At 74.5% G+C, this 20,918-nt stretch carries 20 protein-coding genes and 1 pseudogene; 16 read left to right on the top strand and 5 right to left on the bottom strand.

Annotation, left to right across the window (positions count from 1 at the left end):
* Window positions 1-21 precede the first annotated feature (21 nt).
* A complete protein-coding gene (locus UW392_RS09645) occupies window positions 22-951 on the bottom strand; it encodes a LysR family transcriptional regulator (protein WP_320774490.1) in 930 nt (309 codons plus the stop codon).
* A gap of 138 nt (window positions 952-1,089) precedes the next feature.
* Here UW392_RS09645 and UW392_RS09640 point away from each other — a divergent pair, with 138 nt between their 5' ends.
* On the top strand, window positions 1,090-2,331 hold the full coding sequence (locus tag UW392_RS09640; protein ID WP_320774489.1) for an MFS transporter: 1,242 nt from the start codon (window positions 1,090-1,092) through the stop codon (window positions 2,329-2,331).
* A gap of 98 nt (window positions 2,332-2,429) precedes the next feature.
* Here the strand turns inward: UW392_RS09640 and UW392_RS09635 are convergent, their stop codons facing one another.
* The 4 genes from UW392_RS09635 to UW392_RS09620 all read right to left on the bottom strand — a co-directional run bounded on the left by UW392_RS09635 (window position 2,430) and on the right by UW392_RS09620 (window position 5,506).
* Entirely contained in the window at window positions 2,430-3,482 is a 1,053-nt protein-coding gene (locus tag UW392_RS09635) for a hypothetical protein (RefSeq protein ID WP_320774488.1), read from the bottom strand.
* A 10-nt stretch (window positions 3,483-3,492) separates the two neighbouring features.
* A complete protein-coding gene (locus UW392_RS09630; protein ID WP_320774487.1) occupies window positions 3,493-4,392 on the bottom strand; it encodes a helix-turn-helix transcriptional regulator in 900 nt (299 codons plus the stop codon).
* Window positions 4,389-4,661, bottom strand: coding sequence for a hypothetical protein (locus tag UW392_RS09625; RefSeq protein ID WP_320774486.1), 273 nt, complete (start codon window positions 4,659-4,661; stop codon window positions 4,389-4,391). The genes UW392_RS09630 and UW392_RS09625 overlap by 4 nt, the downstream gene beginning before the upstream one ends.
* 407 nt (window positions 4,662-5,068) lie before the next feature.
* Entirely contained in the window at window positions 5,069-5,506 is a 438-nt protein-coding gene (locus UW392_RS09620; protein WP_320774485.1) for a glutaredoxin domain-containing protein, read from the bottom strand.
* 177 nt (window positions 5,507-5,683) lie between these two features.
* Here UW392_RS09620 and UW392_RS09615 point away from each other — a divergent pair, with 177 nt between their 5' ends.
* The 15 genes and pseudogenes from UW392_RS09615 to UW392_RS09545 all read left to right on the top strand — a co-directional run.
* Complete coding sequence (locus UW392_RS09615; RefSeq protein WP_320774484.1) at window positions 5,684-6,298, top strand: chemotaxis protein CheB; 615 nt, start codon at window positions 5,684-5,686, stop codon at window positions 6,296-6,298.
* 210 nt (window positions 6,299-6,508) lie between these two features.
* Window positions 6,509-6,694 (top strand): hypothetical protein, encoded by a 186-nt coding sequence (locus UW392_RS09610; RefSeq protein WP_320774483.1) that lies wholly within the window; start codon window positions 6,509-6,511, stop codon window positions 6,692-6,694.
* Between the two features lie 141 nt (window positions 6,695-6,835).
* Window positions 6,836-7,342, top strand: coding sequence for a hypothetical protein (locus tag UW392_RS09605; RefSeq protein WP_320774482.1), 507 nt, complete (start codon window positions 6,836-6,838; stop codon window positions 7,340-7,342).
* Window positions 7,343-7,492: 150 nt separating this feature from the next.
* Window positions 7,493-8,938 carry an argininosuccinate synthase gene (argG, locus tag UW392_RS09600; protein WP_320774481.1) on the top strand — a complete coding sequence of 482 codons (1,446 nt, stop codon included), beginning with the start codon at window positions 7,493-7,495 and terminating at the stop codon, window positions 8,936-8,938.
* A 204-nt stretch (window positions 8,939-9,142) separates the two neighbouring features.
* Window positions 9,143-9,943: a class I SAM-dependent methyltransferase gene (locus UW392_RS09595; protein WP_320774480.1), complete on the top strand. Its 801-nt coding sequence runs from the start codon at window positions 9,143-9,145 to the stop codon at window positions 9,941-9,943.
* 5 nt (window positions 9,944-9,948) lie between these two features.
* Window positions 9,949-10,866 carry a UbiA family prenyltransferase gene (locus tag UW392_RS09590; RefSeq protein ID WP_320774479.1) on the top strand — a complete coding sequence of 306 codons (918 nt, stop codon included), beginning with the start codon at window positions 9,949-9,951 and terminating at the stop codon, window positions 10,864-10,866.
* Window positions 10,867-11,000: 134 nt separating this feature from the next.
* Window positions 11,001-11,858: a GNAT family N-acetyltransferase gene (locus tag UW392_RS09585; protein WP_320774478.1), complete on the top strand. Its 858-nt coding sequence runs from the start codon at window positions 11,001-11,003 to the stop codon at window positions 11,856-11,858.
* Window positions 11,855-12,394, top strand: a complete 540-nt coding sequence (locus UW392_RS09580) for a GNAT family N-acetyltransferase (RefSeq protein ID WP_320774477.1) — start codon at window positions 11,855-11,857, stop codon at window positions 12,392-12,394. The genes UW392_RS09585 and UW392_RS09580 overlap by 4 nt, the downstream gene beginning before the upstream one ends.
* Before the next feature lie 82 nt (window positions 12,395-12,476).
* The gene (locus UW392_RS09575) at window positions 12,477-13,124 is read left to right on the top strand and encodes an HAD family hydrolase (protein ID WP_320774476.1); all 648 of its coding nucleotides are present in this window, start codon (window positions 12,477-12,479) and stop codon (window positions 13,122-13,124) included.
* A gap of 45 nt (window positions 13,125-13,169) precedes the next feature.
* Window positions 13,170-13,988, top strand: a complete 819-nt coding sequence (locus UW392_RS09570; protein ID WP_414495850.1) for a DUF1932 domain-containing protein — start codon at window positions 13,170-13,172, stop codon at window positions 13,986-13,988.
* Between the two features lie 105 nt (window positions 13,989-14,093).
* Window positions 14,094-14,861 carry an esterase/lipase family protein gene (locus UW392_RS09565; protein WP_320774474.1) on the top strand — a complete coding sequence of 256 codons (768 nt, stop codon included), beginning with the start codon at window positions 14,094-14,096 and terminating at the stop codon, window positions 14,859-14,861.
* Between the two features lie 244 nt (window positions 14,862-15,105).
* A complete protein-coding gene (locus UW392_RS09560) occupies window positions 15,106-16,068 on the top strand; it encodes a polysaccharide lyase family 1 protein (RefSeq protein WP_320774473.1) in 963 nt (320 codons plus the stop codon).
* 217 nt (window positions 16,069-16,285) lie between these two features.
* Window positions 16,286-20,008: a substrate-binding domain-containing protein gene (locus tag UW392_RS09555; RefSeq protein WP_320774472.1), complete on the top strand. Its 3,723-nt coding sequence runs from the start codon at window positions 16,286-16,288 to the stop codon at window positions 20,006-20,008.
* A gap of 148 nt (window positions 20,009-20,156) precedes the next feature.
* A complete protein-coding gene (locus UW392_RS09550) occupies window positions 20,157-20,672 on the top strand; it encodes a sigma-70 family RNA polymerase sigma factor (RefSeq protein ID WP_320774471.1) in 516 nt (171 codons plus the stop codon).
* Between the two features lie 13 nt (window positions 20,673-20,685).
* Window positions 20,686-20,918, top strand: a pseudogene (locus tag UW392_RS09545) (hypothetical protein); the annotation flags it as partial.

The following is a 20,918-nucleotide window of genomic DNA, read 5'->3' as shown; positions in this document are numbered from 1 at the left end:
GTGCCGGTGTCCGTCGCGCCGTCAGGCCGACCAGGCCGGGGCCCAGGTGCCGGTGGCCGGGCGGCGGGGCCGCCCGAGGCGCAGGTGCTCGCGGAGGGCCGCCAGGGTCGGGTGCGGGTTGTCGCGGTGCCAGAGCAGTGAGTGCGGGTAGACCGGCACCGGGTCGCGTACCTCGATCCGCCGCAGGTCGTGGGCGGCGGGCCAGACGAGGTGGGTCCGCTCGCCGACGAGGGTCGCCAGCGACCGCGAGCCGGCGAGGGTCTCCAGTACGGGCGCGGTACCGAAGTCGGGGCCGGTGCTCTCGATGGTCAGTCCGAACACCGCGGCCAGCTCGTCGTAGTAGGCGCCCCACTCGGTGCCGGGCACGATGCCGGGCACCCAGATCCGGTGTCCGGCGAGGTCGGCGGGGGTGACCGTGCGGGCCCCCGCCAGTGCGTGGCCGGGTCCGGTCAGGAGCTGGAGGCGCTCGTCGAAGGCGCGGGCCGCGCGGATGTCGTCGGGGAGCCGGCGGCCCGGCGCGGTGACGGCGCGGAAGGACGCGTCGACCGTCCCGGCCCGGAGGGCGTCCACGGCGGCGTCGACGTCGAAGAGGGTCACGACGTCCAGCTCCGCGCCGGGGTCGGCGCGCCGGAAGTCGCCCAGTACGGCGGCCGGGGCGAGCCGCCGTCCGATCACGTCGACGCGCAGCGGCCGGCGGCCGGGACGTACCGAGCCGAAGGCCCGCTCGGCGGTGCGCAGCAACTCCCGGGCGTGCGGCAGGAACGTCTCCCCGTCGGCGGTCGGCCGCGCTCCGCGCGCGGTGCGCTCGAAGAGCCGTACGCCCAGGTATCTCTCCAGTGCGGCGATGCGCTTGGAGACCGCCTGCTGGGTGACGGACAGTTCGGCGGCGGCGTCCTGGAACCGTCCCGCCTCCACGACGGTCACGAAGGTGCGCACGACGTCGAGGTCCATGCCGCTCACGATATCCGCACAACGTCCGGTTGTGCGGTCCTCGCGGTCCGGTTGTTTGATCTCCGCCCGTGCCGGTGGGTTGGATGCCGGTGGTCAGCGCGGTGCTGTCCGGGGCGGCGGCGAGGGGTGCGTGGGGGCGTGGCGGGCGGACGGGCGCTGGGCAGGCGTTTCGGGTGGATGTGGGCGGCGTTCGCGGTCAGCTCGTACGGGACGGGGCTCGGGTTCGGCGCGTTCCCGCTGATCGCCGTGGTGGTGCTGGACAGCGGGCCGACGGAGGTGGCGGCGCTGGCCGCGGCGGGCCGGGCGGTGGGGGCCGTCCTGGCGGTGCCGCTCGGTCCGTGGGTGGAGTTCCGGCGCAAGCGGCCGGTGATGATCGCGATGGATCTGACCCGGTTCGCGGCGCTGCTGAGTGTGCCCGCCGCGTACGTGGCGGGGCTGCTCGGCTTCGCGCAGCTGCTGGTCGTCTCCGTGGTCGTGGCCGCCGCCGACATCGCCTTCCGGGCGGCGAGCGGCGCGTTCCTGAAGACGCTGGTGCGGCCCGAGGACCTGCTGGTGGCGAACGGCCGGTTCGAGTCGACGACATGGTCCGCGACCATGGTCGGGCCGCCGCTCGGCGGGGCCGCGATCGGGCTGTTCGGTCCGGTGACGACGCTGGTCGCCGACGCGGTCAGCTACCTGCTCTCGGCGCTGGGGCTGCGTGCCGTCGGCGGGACGGAGCCGCGGCCCGCGCGGACCGGCGCGGCGCGGCTGCGGGCCGACGACCTGCTGGAGGGCTGGCGTCACATCCTCGGCCATCCGGTGCTGCGGCCGCTGTTCCTCAACTCCCTCGCCGTCAACGGGCTGATCATGGCGACGGAGCCGTTGCTCGCCGTGCTGCTCCTCGACCGTCTCGGGTTCGCGCCCTGGCAGTACGGCCTGGTGTTCGCCGCGCCCTGCGTCGGCGGTCTGGTCGGGGCCCGGCTCGCGCACCGGCTCGTCGCGCGGTGCGGGCGGCACCGGGTGATCCGGGCGGCCGGGACCCTGCGCGCGTGCTGGTCCGTCGGGCTGGCGTTCGTCCAGCCCGGCGTACCCGGCATGGCGCTGGTCATCGCCGTGCAGCTCTCCCTGGTGACCTGCTGCGGCCTGTTCAACCCGGTGCTGGCCACGGCGCGGCTGGAGCACACCGACGCCGGCCGGGTCGCCCGCACGCTGGCCGCCTGGTCGGTCAGCGGCAGCGCGGCGATCGCGGTCCTGACCGCACTGTGGGGTGTCCTCGCCGCCGTGGTCGGTCCTCGCGCGGCGATCGCGGCCGCGGGGGTCCTGCTGCTGGCCACGCCACTGCTGCTCCCGCGCCGGGAGGCCGCGCCCCGCCGTCGGCCGCTCGGCGAACACGCCGGGTAGCCGCCGGGCGCCGCTCCCCTCCCGCGCGGGCAGGGCGCGCCCCCGTGCCCGTACCCGTGTGCCCATGCCCGTACCCGTGTGCCCGTGCCCGTGCCGCGTCAGTCGAGCGGTGACACCGCGATCCGGCGGTACTCGGCCGGTGAGAAGGCCCGCGCCGCCCGGGTGCGGAAGCGGTCGAGGTAGTAGGACATGCGGGTGTCCCGTCCGTCGGCGCTGCCCGCGGCGGTGGCCGTCTCCCAGCAGACCGCCACCGCCTCCTTGAAGAAGACGTGCGCGGAGGCCGGCCCGTCGGCGTCCGGACCGGCGTCGGCGGTGGTGACCTTGACCAGCAGCCGCTCCGGGTCCTGGGCACCGTCGCGGACCGGGGCGCGGTCGGCGGTCCGGTCGGCCACGGTCCGGTTGGGCAGGGTCCCGGCCGGTTCCCGGTGCGGGTCGCGGTCGTGCTCGTCCAGGCCGGACGCCGCCGCCATGATGATCTCCAGCTGTTCGGCGAAGTCCCGTCCGGGCGTGGGGATCTCCAGGTCGGGATGACGGTCGTAGCCGATGGCGACGGCGGCGGCCACGAACTCCGTGACCGCCCGCGCCGTCGGCGTCCGCCGGCGCGGCGTGGACCGGCTCAGTCTGCTGAGGATGCGCAGGACGGTGGAGAGGCTGGTGTCGGCGCCCGCCATGCGGAAGGCGGGGGCGGTGGCGTCCTCGTCGTTCCGCTCCCCGCGCGGCGCCGCCTGGGCCCGCCACAGCGCGGCGGCGTGGGGGTCGCCCGAGGCCAGGTGCTGGAGGTGGAGGCAGTAGGAGGCCGGCGCGTCGTCGGCGCCCGCCGCGTACTGCCACCAGAAGCGGGCGCCGTCCTCCGCGCCCGCGAGTTGCAGGACGCAGCCGAGGATCCAGGCGGCCCGCGGCTGCGGCACCTGGTCGGTGAGGAAGTCGGCGAGCTGCTCGGCGGTGCAGTGGGCGACGGCCGCCTCGCACAGGGCGGCGAGGCTCTGTGCGGCGCCTTCGTCGGCCAGGCCGGACCCGTAGCCGTCCCACAGCGGCAGTTCCGCCTCGGCGAGCACGGCGTGGGCCAGGTCGTCGTACGGGACGGCGTCGGACGGGACGTGCGGCTGGTGCAGCAGCCGTGACTGGGCGAGGAGGTCGTCGATGGTGCTCATGGCGGGGGGATCACTCCTGGGTGTCGGTGTCGGTGTCGGGGCGGAGTCGGTCCAGTGCTCCTCGGGCGTGGCGTTCCAGGCTGTGGGTCATGGCCGGCGACAGGCCGACGATGCCCGGCACGGCGTCCGGGTCGGTGGCGCACAGGTGGCGCAGGACGGTGACGTCCATCTGGTCCGGCGGCAGCCGGGTGATGGTGTCGAAGAACCGCGCGAGGACGTCTATCCGGGCCAGCCGCTCCGTGAGGTCGGCGATGCCGGCCTGGGCGGCCGTGGAGAAGGCCGCCGCCCGCAGGTCGGGGCGGCCGTCGGACCGTTTCGGCGCGCGGGCCAGGACCCGGGAGCGCAGTAACTGCCAGGCGTGGCGCGGGGTGTCGGGGCTGCCGGTCGCCTCGTCCCAGGTGAGCCAGAGGATGTCGAAGGTCTCGGCGACCACCTGCCGGGCGCGCTGTTCGGTCTGCAGGAAGGCCTGTGCGTAGGCGGTGTAGGGCCGCCACATGGCCTGGGTCAGTCCGAGGTGGGCGACGGGCTGCTCGTCCGGGCCCAGCGGCTGGACGTCCCCTATGCGGCGCCTGATCCAGTCCGTGTCCTTGTTGGCCTCCACCGCGGCGGCCGTCCACAGCCGGCGCAGGGGGCCGACGGGTATGTCCAGGGCGCGGACCACGCTGTAGGTGATCGACCAGCCCGGGTAGTAGCCCTTGCCCCGCAGGAGTTCGGAGAGCCTGGTCTTGGAGTAGCCGGAGCGGCTGACCAGGTCGTCGAGGGTGAGGCCGCTGGCGACGAGCCGGCTGCGGACCGGTTCGAGCCAGCTCCGGTGGGCGGCGCCGGCCGTCTCGCAGATCGGCTCCGGCGGGCGGCCGCGGCGTCCGGGAGGGTCCTTCTCGGGGCGGCCCGGCACCTGGTGCGGTGTCACCGTGTCGGCTCCTCACTCCCGGCGAGGCCCTCGGCGAGGCCCTCGGCGGGACCCCCGGCGCACGCGCCGGCCGCCGGGGCCGGTGCCGGTGCCGTCGGCGACTGCCGTGCGCCGGTGGGGCCGAGCGCGGAGACGATCTGCTGGACGAGGAGTCCGAGCGAGGGCAGCAGCGCGGCCACGGCCGCGAGCTGTCCCAACACGGTCATCACCGTGCTCCACGCGAGAACCGCCGCCAGGATGGCCACGGTCATCACCTGCCTGTTTCTCATTGCACCTTCCCTCGAAGGAAGCGAGCGTCCGGAAAGGACTCCTGGGGCGGTGCTGAGGCGCCCCGGGGAGTCGCACGACAGCATGGTGCGCGGGGCGTGCGCCACTCAACGTGGTTACGGGCTTACGGAACAATGACGCCCCGGGCTCCGCACGGCCCTCTAGCGCATGACGGGCGTCCCGCGCCGGTCATCGGGGCGAGATGAATCCTTTTGGTTGCCGATCCGTACGGGGCGTTGCGGCGCCCGGGGGAAGACGCACCATGGGGAGCGGGCGACGCCCCGGCGTCGCACCTTCCGGTCCGGAAGGCCGCGCGGCTCCCTTGTGCTGAGGAACGACCGAAGGGAACCGCTCCGCTCCCGTCCGGCCGCCCATGCGCCGGACGGGAACGGCAGGCGGCGCCCCCGCGTCAGCCGCGGCGACCGAGCTGTGCGCGGACCCAGGCGGGGTCGGGGTTCACGTGTGCCCGGCCCGCCACCACCACCGTCGGCACGGTCTCGTTGCCGGCGGCCGCCTCCCGCACCCGGGCCGCGCCCGCCGGATCGCGCCAGATGTCGACCCAGTGCGCGCGGCGGGCGGCGCGGCCGAGACGGAGGCGCAGCCGCAGACAGTACGCGCAGCCCGGACGCCAGTAGACGACCGGCCGGCCGTCGTCCGCGCTGCGGCGCAGCGCCTCCGCCGCGCCGACCGGCCTCGGGAAGACGAGCGGCGAGACCGCGCCCGCGAGCAGCGCGAAGAGCAGGACGTACGCCGCCGCCCCGAGGAGGTTCCCGCCGCGGGCCGGACCGGCCGCGGCGAACAGGCCGCACAGCGACAGCAGTACCGGCGGTGTCCAGGCGCGCGTCATGAGGCCGCAGCGTATACGGGCGGTCCGCCGCCACGGTGGCCGAGGCGGCGGAGGGCGCCATACCCCGACTACCGGCGGCATACGGCATAAAACGCGCAAACTGATCGATCACGACGAGTACGGCGACGGGGTCCGTACGGCAGGTCTGGAACGGAGGGAAGTGGATAATCTCTAGGGGTGCGCACCAGGTCTTCCGCCCATGACACCGACCACTACGCCGCCGTGCTGGTGGCCTCCTCGGCCGGGGGTGTCCTCGGCCTGGGAACGCTGCTGCGCGGCCTCGGAGCGGATCTGCCCGTGCCCGTGCTGGTCGCCCAGCACCTGCGGCGCGCCCGCAGGACGCAGATCGTCGAGGTCCTCTCCCGTGCCACCGCGCTGCCCGTGCAGCTCGCCGAGGACGGTGACCACCCCAAGAACGGCGCCGTCTACCTCGCCCCGCCCGACCACCACCTGTGCATGCGCGAGGACGGCGCGTTCCGGCTGACCGACGAGAAGCCGATCAACTTCGCCCGCCCCGCCGCCGACCCGCTCTTCGAGTCGGCCGCGCACACCTACGACGGCCGGGTCATCGCCTGTGTGCTCACGGGCGCGGACAGCGACGGGGCGCGGGGCGTGGAGGCGGTCAAGGACCGGGGCGGCACGATCGTCGTGCAGGACCCCGCGACGGCCGAGTTCCGCGGCATGCCGAAGTCCGCGATCGAGACGGGCCGGGTCGACCACGTACTCCCGCTCGACGGCATCGGCCCCGCGATCGCACGATTGCTGCGCGCGGGGTCCCCGGACCGCCGATGATCCGTCAACCACCCGGCCAAGCGGCTGATCCGGGTGCACGGGGGCGTGGGCGGCGGCCGACGCGCTCCCGCCTGCGACCCCCGCGTCCCCGGCGGACGCGCCCCCCTGTGCCGAAATGGCGGTGATCCCCGCGACGACACGGTCCGCGGCGGTGCGGCCCTTGCCGCTGCGGCCCGTGGCGAGGCGGTCCGTGGCGAGGCGGTCCCGCGCGTGTTCCCGCGCATGTTCCCGCTGTCGGCCGGCACGCCGGTGGCCCTGCGGTCGGCGGCCGGACGGCTCGCCGGGTGGCTGCGCGGTGAGGGCTCGCACGTCGCGCCGGACGACGTGGCGCACACCCGGCGACACGCCGCTCGCCCGGCCGGGAGCGCGCGGCGGGGCCGGATGCTGATGGAGTAAGGTCCGCTGCCGGGCTCCTTCGGCTGGGTCTTCCCCAAGGGCGACGTCTGCACCGCCGGAGTCGTCGCCGCCCGCGGCAACCCCGAGGCCCTGCGCGCCTACAAGGCCGACTTCCTCGGCCGGCACGGGTTCCTCGGCACCATGCCGCTGCACGACACCGGGCACCTGACGCGGTGCCGCCGGCCCGATTCGCCGGTGGCGCGCGGCCGGTTCCTGGTCGCCGGGGACGCCGCGGCCCTCGTCGGCCACTGGTCCCGGGAGGGCATCTCCTACGCCCTGCGCTCGGGCGGGTTCGCGGGCCGCGCCGCCGCGCGGATCGTCACCGACGGCGGCGGTGATCCGGCCCCCGTCGCCGCCGACCGGTACCGGCGGCAGATCGACGACGTCCTGGGGGTGGAGATGCGGGCCAGCGCCCGGCTGATGGACCTCTTCTCCCGCAACCCCGGTGTCGCCCACACCGCCCTGACCCGGCTGCCCCCGGCCTGGCGCCGGCTCGACGCCTACATCTCCGGGCGCAGCAGCGTGGCGGAGATCATGACGTCACCGTTCGGCCGCGCCGCGGCGGCCCTCGGCGACCGGATCCCCCGGCAGCCCGCCGGGGCCTTCCCGGCCGGCAGCGAGGCCCGTACGGAGGCCACCGCGCGCTGAACCGCCGCGCTCGCCGCGCGGGAGACGCGCTGTTCCGGCGTCTCCCGCGCGGCCGTCCGGCCCGGACTCCACGTCTCCCACGCGGCCGTCCGGCCGGACTCCACGACACCGGCTTTGCATGTTCATACAGAAGTCGGCATACTCTTTCGCATGTCCAAGGTTCTCACCTCCCTCCCGGCCGGCGAGCGCGTCGGCATCGCCTTCTCCGGCGGTCTCGACACCTCGGTCGCCGTCGCGTGGATGCGCGACAAGGGCGCTGTCCCGTGCACCTACACCGCCGACATCGGCCAGTACGACGAGCCCGACATCGCCTCGGTGCCGGGCCGCGCGAAGAGCTACGGCGCCGAGCTCGCGCGTCTGGTCGACTGCCGCGCGGCGCTCGTCGAGGAGGGACTCGCCGCGCTCGCCTGCGGGGCGTTCCACATCCGCTCCGGCGGACGCGCCTACTTCAACACCACGCCGCTGGGCCGCGCCGTCACCGGGACCCTGCTGGTCCGGGCGATGCTCGAGGACGACGTGCAGATCTGGGGCGACGGCTCGACCTACAAGGGCAACGACATCGAGCGGTTCTACCGCTACGGCCTGCTCGCCAACCCCAACCTGCGGATCTACAAGCCCTGGCTGGACGCGGACTTCGTGACCGAGCTGGGCGGCCGCAAGGAGATGTCGGAGTGGCTGGTCGCGCACGACCTGCCCTACCGCGACAGCACGGAGAAGGCGTACTCCACCGACGCCAACATCTGGGGCGCCACCCACGAGGCGAAGACCCTGGAGCACCTGGACACCGGCCTGGAGACGGTCGACCCGATCATGGGTGTGCGGTTCTGGGACCCGTCCGTGGAGATCGCCACCGAGGACGTGACGATCGGCTTCGAGCAGGGCCGGCCCGTGACGATCAACGGCAAGGAGTTCGCCTCCGCCGTCGACCTCGTGATGGAGGCCAACGCCATCGGCGGCCGGCACGGCCTCGGCATGTCGGACCAGATCGAGAACCGGATCATCGAGGCCAAGAGCCGCGGCATCTACGAGGCGCCGGGCATGGCCCTGCTCTTCGCGGCCTACGAGCGGCTGGTCAACGCGATCCACAACGAGGACACCCTCGCCCAGTACCACACCGAGGGCCGGCGCCTGGGCCGGCTGATGTACGAGGGCCGCTGGCTGGACCCGCAGGCGCTGATGATCCGCGAGTCCCTCCAGCGCTGGGTCGGCGCGGCCGTCACCGGTGAGGTCACCCTGCGGCTGCGGCGCGGCGAGGACTACTCGATCCTCGACACCACGGGCCCGGCGTTCAGCTACCACCCGGACAAGCTGTCGATGGAGCGCACCGAGGACTCGGCGTTCGGCCCGGTGGACCGGATCGGCCAGCTCACCATGCGCAACCTCGACATCGCCGACTCCCGCGCCAAGCTGGAGCAGTACGCGGGCATCGGCATGCTCGGCACGGCCAACCCCGCGATCGGTGCCGCGCAGGCGGCGGCGACCGGTCTGATCGGCACGATGCCGGAGGGCGGCGCGGAGGCGATCGCCTCCCGCGGGCAGGTCTCCGCCGAGGACGAGATGCTGGACCGGGCCGCGATGGAGTCCGGCACGGACTGAGCACGCCCCCGGCTCCCGGGTGGGTAGGCCACGAAGGCCGGTCCGGCAACTGCCGGGCCGGCCTCGGCTGTTGACGGGGGAACGTCCGCCTCGGCGGAGTGACGTCCGACGGTGTCAGATGTGCGGGTCGGTCGTTGTTGTCGGCGAACGCCGTGCGCCGCGCAGGACGGTGGCGGTCCGCGCCTCACCCTCACCCGGAGCCCGATGATCGTCGACATGCCCCGTGGCGGCCCGCACGCGGCCCGCTGGGACCGCTGGTTCGAAACGACCCGCGAGGAGTACATCGACCGGCCCGACACTCCCGTAAAGGGACGGCGCGCGCTGCGCGGCCTGGACCGCTTCCAGCGGCTCACCCTCGGGTACCGGCGCTTCGCACGGCTGACCCTCGAACAGGCCGAGCGGGCCGAACAGGCCGAGCGGGCCGGCGGACCGGGCACGCCGCGCGTCCTGGAGCTCGGCGCGGGGCTCGGCCGGCTCGCCGGGTACCTGACGGACCGGCACCCGGCCGTCCGGGTCACCGTCAGCGACATCGACCCCGACGTGGTGCGGAGCATCCGCCGGGGTCCGCTCGGCGCGCATCCCCGCGTGACACCGGCCGTCCTGGACGCGACGTCGATCGACGCTCCCGACGGCGCCTTCGACGTCGCGGTGCTGACGATGTCGCTGCACCACCTGCCGCAGTCCGGCGTCGTGTCCCTGCTGACGGAGGGCACCCGGGTCGCGCGGCGGCTGCTGATCATCGACGGCTGGCGCCACCCCGCCTACCTCGCCGTCGCTCCCCTGCTCTACCTGACCGGCGGGAGCGCCCACCTGCACGACGGCGTGATCAGTCTGCGCAAACTCTACGGCGCCGCGGCCCTGCACGCCCTGGCCGGGGCGTGCGCGCCGCCGGTGGATCTGCGCACGCGGTTCGCCGCCCCCGGCTACCTGGTGGCGGTGGCCACCGCCGCCTCGGACGCCACTGCCACCGCCGATGCCGCCGCCGCACCGGGGCCCGCGTCATGACCCTCGTGGCCGGTTCCCTCCGGACGCTGTCCGCGCTGTTCGCGCTGTCCCGTGGGACCCAGGCGTCCCTGAGCGTCGCCCAGCCGCTGATCGCGCTCCTCCTCGCCGACGCCGGTCCCCCGCCGCAGCGGGTCGCCGTCGCCACGACCGCCGCGTTCGCCGGCTTCTTCGCCCTCTTCGCCGTCAACGACGTCCTGGACGTCGACGTCGACCGGCGGCGGTTCGCGCACGTACGCCCCTACGAGGGCACCGACCTCGACGGCGTCGGCGGACGGCACCCGCTCGCCCGTGGCCGGCTCTCCCGTGGCGCGGCCCTCGCCTGGATCGTCGCCCTCGGCACGGTCACCGTCGCCCTGACCGCGCTGCTCGGCGGGTTCTGCCTGCTGCTGTTGGCCGTGGCCGCGCTCCTCCAGGTGCTGTACTGCCGGCTGGCGACGGTGACGACGTACAAGTTCCTGATCAGTGGGGTGATGGTCGCGATCGGCGGGTCGATCGGGTGGTTCGCCGTCTCCGGTGTCGTCGATCCGCTGCGCCTCGGGCTGTTCGCGGTGTGGATGGTGGCCTGGGAGATCGGCGGGCGGAACGTCCCCAACGACCTCGCCGACGTCGAGGAGGACCGCCATCTCGGCGTCCGCACGCTCCCGGTGGTCCACGGTGTGCGGGCCGGCGCGGCGGTCGCCTTCGGGTTCCTCGTCGCGGCCGGGGCGGCGGGCATCGCCCTGGCCTGCGTGGCGTACGACTCCTTCGGCGCGCCGGGGCTGGCCGGGACGGTGCTGGTCTCGGTGGTCACCGCGTTCCGTCCGGCGGTGGTCCTGCTGCGCCGTGCGGAGCCGCCGGTCGCGCTGGCGGTGTTCAACCGGGCGTCGTTCCAGCCCGTGGGCGTACTGGCCGCGTTCCTCGCGGGACTCGCCGTCACCGGCTGAGCCGGAGCGAGCGGGCACCGGGCACCGGGCACCAGGCACCAAGCACCAAGCACCAAGCACCAGGCACCAGGCACCAGGCACCAGGCACCGGATAATCCCGGGACAACCACGGTCCGCCCAGGTCATCATGGGGCATGCCTCCGGATCACTGGCACCTCACCGAGGACCTCGACGACTTCCTCGTCCGGGCCGGGGAGTTTCTGCGTTCGCGCCCCGCCCTGCACACCGTCCCGCTGACGGTGACCGAGACACTGCGCGCCCACGGGCAGGACATGTACGGCACGGGGACGCCGGTCTTCGGCCTGCTGGAGCGGGCGGGCGAGGTCCGGGCCGCGTTCTTCCGCACCCCGCCCCACCGGCTGAACGTCACGCCCCTCACCGGCGAGGAGGCCGATTCCCTCGCCGCCCGCCTGGCCGGTCTCGGCCACGCGCTCCCGGGGATCAACGCCGAACACGGCACCGCCGCCGCCTTCGCCGGGGCCTGGCGGCGGCACACGGGCACGACGCCGGTCCTGGGCGAACGGCAGCGCCTGTACCGTCTCGGCACGCCCACCGTGCCGCGGCCCGTTCCGCCGGGCCGCAGCCGGGTCGCCGACGACGGGGACGAGGAGTTGCTCGGGCGCTGGACCCGCGAGTTCGCCGCCGCCGTCGGGGAGGCGCCGCCGCCGCGGACCCCGTCCCGGGTACGCGGGCGCTTCGCCCACAAGCGGTTCACGTTCTGGGAGGAGCCCGGCGGCTCCCCCGTCGCCATGGCGGGGACGACCCGGATGGTCGCCGGGCAGGTCCGGGTGGCGCCGGTCTACACCCCGGCCCACCTGCGCGGCCGTGGTTACGCGGGGGCGGCGACGGTCGAGGCGGGCCGGGCCGCGCTCGCCGCCGGGGCTCGGGAGGTCGTCCTCTTCGCCGACCTCGCCAACCCCACCAGCAACGGCCTCTACCGGCGCATCGGATACGTGCCGGTGTCCGACTTCGCGCTCTGGGACTTCCGGTGACCGGGCTCCGCACGGACCGCCTGCTCCTGCGCGACTGGCGCGACTCCGACCTGGCGCCGTGGGCGGCGCTGAACGCCGACCCCGAGGTCCGCGAACACCTGGGCGCTGTGCGCACCCGGGCGCAGAGCGACGCGTCGGTGGCCGCTTTCCGCGCCGACTTCGCCCGGCGGGGGTACGGCTGGTGGGCGGTGGAGGTGCGGGCCACCGGCGCGTTCATCGGCTTCGCCGGTCTGGACGACGTGGAGGAGGACATGGCGTTCACCGGGGTGGAGATCGGCTGGCGGCTCGCCCGGTCCGCCTGGGGCCACGGGTACGCCACCGAGGCGGCGCGGGCGGTGCTGTCCCACGGCTTCACAGCACTCGGCCTGTCCGAGATCGTCGCCGTGACGACCGCCGCCAACCACCGTTCGCGAGCGGTGATGCGCCGGCTCGGCATGACCCGGAACCCGGCCGACGACTTCGACGACCTGTCGGCACCGGAGGGTCCCCTGCGCCCGAACGTGGTGTACCGGCGCGCGCGGACGGCGGAGGGCTGAGGACGGCGGGCGAGGCGATTCGCGGACGGGTGCGCACGCGCACCCGTCCGGTTCACGACGCGCGCGCGTTAAGGTCATCCCCATGCGCCTCGCCCTCTTCGACCTGGACGGTACGCTGGTCGACCGTCGTGCCGCCTTCGCGGACGCCATAGCCGAGCTGGCCCGCGACCACGCCTACGGGCCGGAGATCGAGCGGTGGCTGCGGACCGAGCTCGCCGACGAGGCCGGCCGCGGTGATTTCGTGCGGCTCCGGGACACCTTCGGGCTCGGTGAGGACCCCGACCACCTGTGGCGTGTCTACGTGGACCGCATGGCGGCCGCCGTCACCTGCCGGCCCGCGGTCCTCGACAGCCTGGCCCGGCTGAAGGAGGCCGGGTGGAGCGTGGGTGTCGCCACCAACGGCGCCAGTGACATCCAGCGCGCCAAGGTCCGCGCCACCGGCCTCGCCGACCTGGTCGACGGCATCGCGGCCTCCGGCGACATCGACGTCCGCAAGCCGGACCCGCGGCTGTTCGAGCTGGCGGCGGCCCGCTGCGGCACCCAGCTCACGCCCAGCGACTGGATGACCGGGGACAATCCGGAGACCGACATCGCCGGCGGCGCGGCGGCCGGCCTGCGCGCCATCTGGGTGCGCGGCCGGGCCTGGCCCGACGGTCTGGACGTCCCCCACCACACCGCCGACGACGTCACCGACGCGGTGGACCACCTGCTCACCCACTCCGCGGAGTAGCCCGTGTCCCGGCAGCCCGTCGTAGGCATCCTGCACCCCGGCAGCATGGGGGCGGCCGTCGCCGCCTGCGCGGCGGCCCACGCGGCCGCCGTCCTGTGGTGCCCCGAGGGACGCGGCGCGGCCAGCGCGCGGCGGGCCGAACGCTTCGGCCTGGAGCCCGTCCCCACCCTGCGGGACCTGGCCGACCGGGCCGACATCGTCCTCGCCCTCTGCCCGCCGGCCGCGGCGGAGGAGCTGGCGCGGCAGGTCGCCGGGCTCGGCTTCACCGGCGTGTACGTGGAGGCGAACGCCGTCAACCCCGAGCGGACCCGGCGGATCGCGGGCCTGTTCCCGCCGGGCGCCACGGTCGTGGACGGCGGCGTCATCGGCGCCCCGCCCGTGGGCGGCAGCAGTCCCCTGCTGTATCTGTCCGGGCCCGAGGCCGGTACCGCCGCCGTGGCCGGTCTGTTCACCGGTACCGCCGTCCGCGCCGAGGTACTGGGCCCGCGGATCGGCCAGGCGTCGTCGCTGAAGCTCGCCTACGCCGGTTTCCAGAAGGTCAGCCGCGTCCTGGTCGGCCTGTCCTACGCGCTGGCGCGGGAGCACGGCGTCGACGCGGAACTGCTCGACGTGGCCGGCCTCCGCCACGACGCCTACCTCGCCGAGCCGGACGCGGTGACCGCCGCCGCGGCGCGGGCCTGGCGCTGGGGCCCGGAGATGGACGAGATCGCCGACACCCTGGAAGCCGTGGGACTGCCGCCGGAGTTGCTGCGCGCGGCGGCGACCACGCTGGAGCGGTGGCACGACGTGAAGGACGACGCGGCGCTCACCCTCCCGGAGGCGCTCGACCGCCTCGCGGCTCCCCCGGCGGACGCCGGCCGCTAGGCACGCCGCCCCGCCCACTGGTGATTTCACCGATGGCGGGCGCGGCGCGCACCACGACGCTGGGTCGGGTCAAGCACCCGCCCGCATCCTCGTCAGGAGGGTTCCATGCGTCGTCGTTCCCCGCGTCGTCGTTCCCCGCGTCGGCTCCTCGGTGTGCTCGTGGCCGCCTCGGCCGCGTTCGCCCTGTTCTCCTCGGCCTCGACGGCCGGCGCCGCCGACTCCGCGGCCGCCGCGTCGGCCTCGTCCGGCACGCGCTCCGCCGAGGCGGCGGCCCAGCCGCTGTCGACCAGTACGCCCGTCGTCTTCGTGCACGGGTACACCGGCAGCGCCTCCAACTGGGTCACCGCCATGAGCGTCTTCCGGCTCAACGGCTGGTCCAGCTCCAACCTGTTCGCCTACGAGTACGACTCCTACGGCAACAACGTCACCAACGCGCAAGGTCTCGCCTCGTTCGTCAACAACGTGAAGTCGCAGACCGGCGCGAGCAAGGTCGCCATCGTCAACCACTCGATGGGCGGCCTGGTCAGCCAGTACTACCTGAAGGTGCTGGGCGGCAGCACCAGCGTCAGCCACCTCGCCTCGATCGCCGGCGCCAACCACGGGACGACGTACGCGAGCGCCTGTCTGATCTACACGACGTGCCAGCAGATGTACCCGGGCTCGTCGTTCATCTCGCAGATCACCTCGGGTGACGAGACGCCGGGCGACACCAGGTACGCGACCTGGTACTCGGCCTGCGACGGCGTCATCCTCCCGTACACCAGCACCCGGCTGAGCGGCGCGACCAACAACGCCGTGCTCTGCCAGACGCACATCGGGTTCCTGGCGGACACGAGCGTGCTGGGCGACATAGCCGACTTCGTGGCGTCCTGACCCGTCCGTGACGCGCCGGGCTCCCGTGGGCGACCGGGGGCCCGGCGCCGTGCGTTCCGCGCCGCCGGAAGGGACGGAACGCAATAGTCCACACAGCGCACGTCATAGTCCACAAGGGTCTCCCTACTCTCAGGGGTGAGCCTCGGCAAGAGCCGGCCGCGAGGCATCGGTGGTGCACCCCACAGCACATCCCCCCTCACCGCACATCCCCCTCACCGGACAACCCCCACGGACGGAGATCCACATGCGCAGGACGAGCGCACGGTTCACCCTGGCCGGAGCCACGGCGACCGCGATCGCGGTTGTCATGGCCACGACTGGCATGGGTACGGCGAACGGCGCCGCCGAATCGACGGCGGCCGCCGCGGCCGCCCCCATCGGCTTCGGTGCCGCCACCACCGGCGGCGCGGGCGGCGGTACGGTCACCGTCTCCACCGCCTCCGCGTTCATCTCGGCGGTGCAGAGCAGCACGACGCAGACGGTGCGGGTCAACGGCACGATCTCGCTCTCGTCGATGACGAAGGTCGCCTCGAACAAGACCATCGTCGGTGTCGGCACCGCCGGCAAGATCACGGGCAGCGGTCTCAACGTCGCCAGCGTGAACAACGTCATCATCCAGAACCTGACGTTCACGAACTCCAACGACGACGCGATCAACGTCCAGTACTCGACCAACGTCGTCATCGACCACAACGACATCTCGGGCGCCTACGACGGCGCCGTCGACATCAAGCGCGCCTCGACCAACGTCACCGTGTCCTGGAACCGCACACACGACCAGGACAAGAACATGCTGCTCGGGCACTCCGACGACAACGCGAGCGAGGACACCGGCAAGCTCAAGGTGACGTACGCGTACAACTGGTTCGACGGCACCAACCAGCGCAACCCGCGCGTCCGCTTCGGCAACCCGGTGCACGTGCTGAACAACTACTTCAGCGACATCGGCTCCTACGGCGTCGCCTCCACCGAGAACGCCGGTGTCCTCGTCGAGGCCAACTACTTCGAGAACACCGACGACCCGTACCACCTCGGCGAGGGCTCCTCCGACGCGGGCTCACTGGTGGCGAAGAACAACTACCTCACCGGTTCCGGGTCGGGCCAGACCGGCGGCAGCGTGGCCTCCATCCCGTACAGCTACAGCGCGCAGTCGGCGTCCAGCGTGAAGGGGACGGTGACCGCCGGCGCGGGTGTCGGCAAGATCTGACACCGCTCGCCCCTACGGCACTTCCCGCACCTCGCGCCCGCGTCAGGACCGGTGGCCCGCTCACACCACCGGTCCTGTCGTGTGCCCCCGGAACCCGTCCGGTTCCGTTCCGTCCCCTGTCTTGCCGCGTCCGGACGCCTCGTCTAGGTTCTCCAGCCTCCCCGTCGGCACGGGCGCCGGCGGGAGCTGCCGGCCGGGGCCGACCGAGGGAGCGCCGATGGCTGCGAACCCGCGAGACCCGCACGGCGGGGCGGAGGGCGGCCCGCGCCGGCCGCTCACGGTCGGACTGCTCACCGCCAACATCCACCTCGGCGTCGGCGCCACCCTGTGGTCCGGCGTCCGCGCCGCCGCCGAACGCAACGACGTCGGGCTGGTCTGCTTCCCCGGCGGGGAGGTGCGCGACGGCGGCGTGCCGCGCGGCGCGCTGTACGAACTGGTCGGCCCCGCCCGGCTGGACGGTGTCGTCTGCTGGAGCTCCACCATCGGGCTGCCCTCCTCGGGGACCCGGGCCCGCCGGCTGCTGCGGGGACTGGCGCACCTGCCGGTGATCAGCCTCAACCAGCCGCTCGGCGAGGAGGCGGACGTGCTGTCCGTCGACAGCCACGCGGGCATGCGCAAGCTCGTCGGCCACCTCGTCGCCCGGCACGGCTGCCGGCGGCCCGCCTGCATCCGCGGACCCGTCGCCAACCCGGTCTCGGAGGACCGTTACCGGGCCTATGTGGACGCCCTGCGCCACCACGGCATCGGCCTCGAATCCACGCACGTGTGCGCCGCCGTGGACTTCGGCGCGGCGGGCGGCGCGTCCGCGATGCGGGTGCTGCTGGAAGCGCGGGGGCTGAAGCCGGGGGTGGACTTCGACGCGGTGCTGGCGTGCAGCGACGTCCTCGCCGCGGACGCGCTGCGGCTGCTGACCGAGCGTGGTGTGCGGGTGCCGGAGGACGTGGCCGTCGTCGGGTTCAACGACTCCCCCGAGGCCCGGCTCGGCGACCCGCCGCTCACCTCGGTGGCGCTGCCCTTCGCCGAACTCGGCGCGCTGGCCGTGGACACGCTGGTGGCCCGGCTGCGGGGCACCAGGCCACCGGACCGTACGACCATCCCGGCCACGCTCGTGCCGCGCCGCTCCTGCGGCTGCCCCTACCCGGCGTCCAGGGACATCGTCGCCCCGGCCCCCGGGGCCGCGCGGGCTCCCCAGGGCTGGGCGGCCCTGGATGCCGTGCTGCCGTCCGCCGGCACCCGGCTCGCCGAGGCGTTCCGCGCCGACCTGGCCCCCGACGGCCCCCCGCCGGGCGGCGGACCGGCCGCGACGTCCGACGCCGAGGACGACCACGCGGACCGCGCCGAGAAGGGGCACGCGTACGGTGCCGACGTATCGGGCACGGCCGGAGCCCGGACCCGCGCCACGGGTGGCGCCGAGCAGACCGGGACGGGACGTACCCGCAAAGGCACCGCGGCCGCGGCCGGGACCGGCGGTGCGGGCCCTGCCGGCGGGACCGGCGCGGGCCGTACCGGGCACGGCGTCGCGGGTGGGGACGAGGTGAGCCCGGCGGGCGGGTTCCTGGCGCTGTTCGAGCAGTTGCTGCGGGGGCGGGCCCGCAGCCAGGGCGAGGTCGACCGCTGGTACCAGGCGCTGGAGCGGGCCCGTCCCGTCGTCGTCGCCGGGCTCCCCGCCGACCGGCGCGGGCACGCGGAGGCGCTGTTCGGGCGGGCCGGTCTGCTGGTCGCGGAGCGGGCGCGGGGGCTGCTGGAGTACGGGCGCTGGACGCAGGCGCAACGGGCGCGACGACTCCGGGAGTTCGGGACGGCGCTCACGACCGTGGTCGATCTCGACGGGCTCTCCGACGTCCTGGAGCGGCATCTCGCCCAGCCGGGCGTGCCGGGCTGCCGCATCGTGCTGTACGAGCAGACCGCGCCGGGCGCGGCCGTGCCCGTGCGGGGCATGGCGCGGCCCCTGCTCACCCGGGCGGAGGCGCGGCGGCTCGGGCACTCGGGGGTACTGGACAGCCCGCCGTTCCCCGCCGCGCTGCTGCTGCCCGATCCCCTGCTGCCCGGCGGCGGGCGGCGTTCCCGGCTGGTGCTGGAGCCGCTGCACATCGGTGAGCAGCAACTGGGCCTCGCGGTGTTCGACGCCACCGCCAGCGACGAGCCGGCCGACCACGACGGCGCCCTCTACCGGGAACTCGGCGACCAGATCAGCGCCGCGCTGAAGGGCATCGGGCTCTTCGACGAGGTGCGCAGGGCCCGGGACGCGGCCGAGCAGGCCCACCGGTTCCAGACCCGGCTGCTCACCCATGTCGTGGCCGAGCTGCGGGACCCGCTGGAGGCGATGCTGGCGCGCGACGGCGACGATCCCGGCGCGGTCCTGACGGAGGTGCACCGGGACGCGGCGCGGCTGCTGCACCTGAGCGCCAATCTGCTGGACCTCGCCCAGTCGGAGGCCGGGGACCTGGTCCTGACACGGCGGCTGCTCGATCCGCTGCCGCTGCTGCGGCGGGCCTGTGCCGAGGCCGCCGCCGGGCGCCGGGTCCCGGGGTACCCGCGCTGGTCGGTCGAGCTGCCGGACCGGCTGCCGTCGGTGCCGGCCGACGCGGCCCGGCTGCGGCAGATCCTGGGCAACGTCCTGACGGCCGCCGCGGACCGGGCGCGGGACGCCACGGTGCGGGTGTCGGCGTGCTGGTCCCCCGCCGGGGTGCGGATCGTCGTGGCCGTGCCCGGCGCGCCCGCCGTGGTCTCCCCGGCGGGCGGGTCGCGCCGCTTCGACATCGGGCTGACCACGGCCCGCCGGCTGGCCATGATGCACGGCGGTTCGCTGCGGCCCGCCGACACCGCGGACGGCGGCGCGTACGTCCTCGAGCTGCCCCTGCCGTCGCCGGACGGGCACGCGCACCGGCCGGCCGCCGACGCCGGGCCGCTGCTGGTGGTTGCGCCGGGCGAGGCCGCCGAGGACGTACGGCGGTCGGCCGGGCACCACCGGGTGCGGACGCATCCCGGCGGCCCGGACCTGGACGCGGTGCCGTTCCCCGAGGAGCGCGGGCCGGGGGCGGTGGTGTGGGAGGCGCTGCCCGACCGGCCGCAGGAGTGGCGGGCGGTGCAGCGGCTGCACGACCATCCGGCGCTGCGGCACACGCCGTTCGTGCTGTTCGGGGCGCGCGGCGCGGATCTCGGGGACGCGCTGCGGGCGCTGCGGCCGGCCGGCCTCGCCGAGCCGGTCGTGGTGGCGGGCCGGACGCCGCGTTCGCGGGAGGCGCTGCGGCGGATCGCCGAGGCCGCGCTGCCCGACCATCCCACCCGGGTGGTGGCGGACGCGGCGACCGTGCTGGCCCTGATCGCGGAGGAGACGCCCCGGCTGGTGGTGCTGGAGGACTTCCTCGGCGACCTGCACGGTCTCGATGTCGTGGAGCGGCTGCACGACGGGGCGGGGCGGGCGCTGTGCCCGGCGGTGGTCGCGGGCCACGACGGGATCACGGCGGCCGACGCGCGCAGGGCGCGCCCGCACCCGGCGCTGCTCCTGCTGGACCTCGACGTGTTCACGCCGTCCGAGGCGGCGTCGCTGGTACGGGAGCTGACGGGCCGGGACGGGCGGCTGCCGCCGCGGGTCAGGGCCGTCCTGGACGAGGCGCTGGTCTACCTCTACGAGCACTACCGGCGGCCGGTCTCCCGCTGGCAGGTCGCGCAGGCCGCCGGGGTGAGCGAGGACCACCTCGGGCGGCTCTTCCACCGGCGGTACGGCCTGACGCTGTGGGAGTACCTGACCCGGCTGCGGGTGCGCAGGGCGGCGGAGCGGCTGCGGTCCAGCGAGGACAGTGTGCAGAGCGTGGCCCGCGCGGTGGGGTTCCGCGACCGGTCCTATTTCAGCCGCGTGTTCCGCAGAGTGACGGGCGTGTCCCCGCACTTCTACCGGGAGGGCGCCGCAACGGCCGGTCCGCCCGCCGGTGATTGTTAAGTTCTGAGCTTTCTCTGAGGTGAGTTGGTCCCTTTTTTCCGCTTCCCGAAAAAAGTCACCGATCCCTAAGTGATAGGACGTGCTTAACGTGTGACGCAAACGCTTCACCGTCCCCCACAGTCACACCGAGTGCGTCTTGGAGCAGAACATGCGCCATGTTCCACTGGATGCCCGCCCCGCCTGTCCCGCCGCCGAGCGCCACCGCGCCCGGCTGTTGCGCTATGTGCACCGGTACGCGTCCGGAGACACCCACCGCGCCGAGGACATCGTCCAGGAGACCATGCTCCGCGCATGGCTGACCGGCGACGATCTCGACCGGCACGGCGAGGAGCGCCTGCAGGCCTGGTTGTACCGGGTCGCCCGCAACCTCGCCATCGACGCCCGGCGTCGCGACCGCGCGATACCGGTGGGCGTCCTGCCGGAGGACCTGCCGCACCAGCCCCCTACCACGACCGACCTCGCCGACACGGTGGTGGAGCGTCAGGTGGTCCGGCAGGCCATGGACCGGCTGACTCCGGAGCACCGCGAGGTGCTCTCCCACATCCATCTGCACGACCGCAGCCGCGCCGAGGCGGCACGTGTCATCGGGGTGCCGCAGGGCACCGTCAAATCGCGCAACCACTACGCGCTCCAGGCCATGCGCCGCGCCATCGCGGCCGCGTGAGGAGCGTCGGCCGATGAGAAACACCGATCCTTTCGTCTGGTTCAGGCAGCACAGCGACACGATCTTCCGCTGGCTCGGCATCGTCGGCGTCGTCGTGCTGCTCTTCGTGCTGCTGCGGATGTGGGCGATGCGCTGGGGCGGCTGGGGCGCGTGGGCGGCCCGGCTGCGCCGGGAACTGGCCGTGACGGCGGCGGCGTTCGCCGCGCCCTGGCGGTCGTGGCGGGCCCACCGCCGCGCGCTGCGGCT

Source organism: Streptomyces sp. CRN 30 (assembly GCF_034105845.1).
The sequence above is the reverse complement of the archived record's forward strand: the minus strand, read 5'-3'. Positions and strand labels throughout refer to the sequence as shown.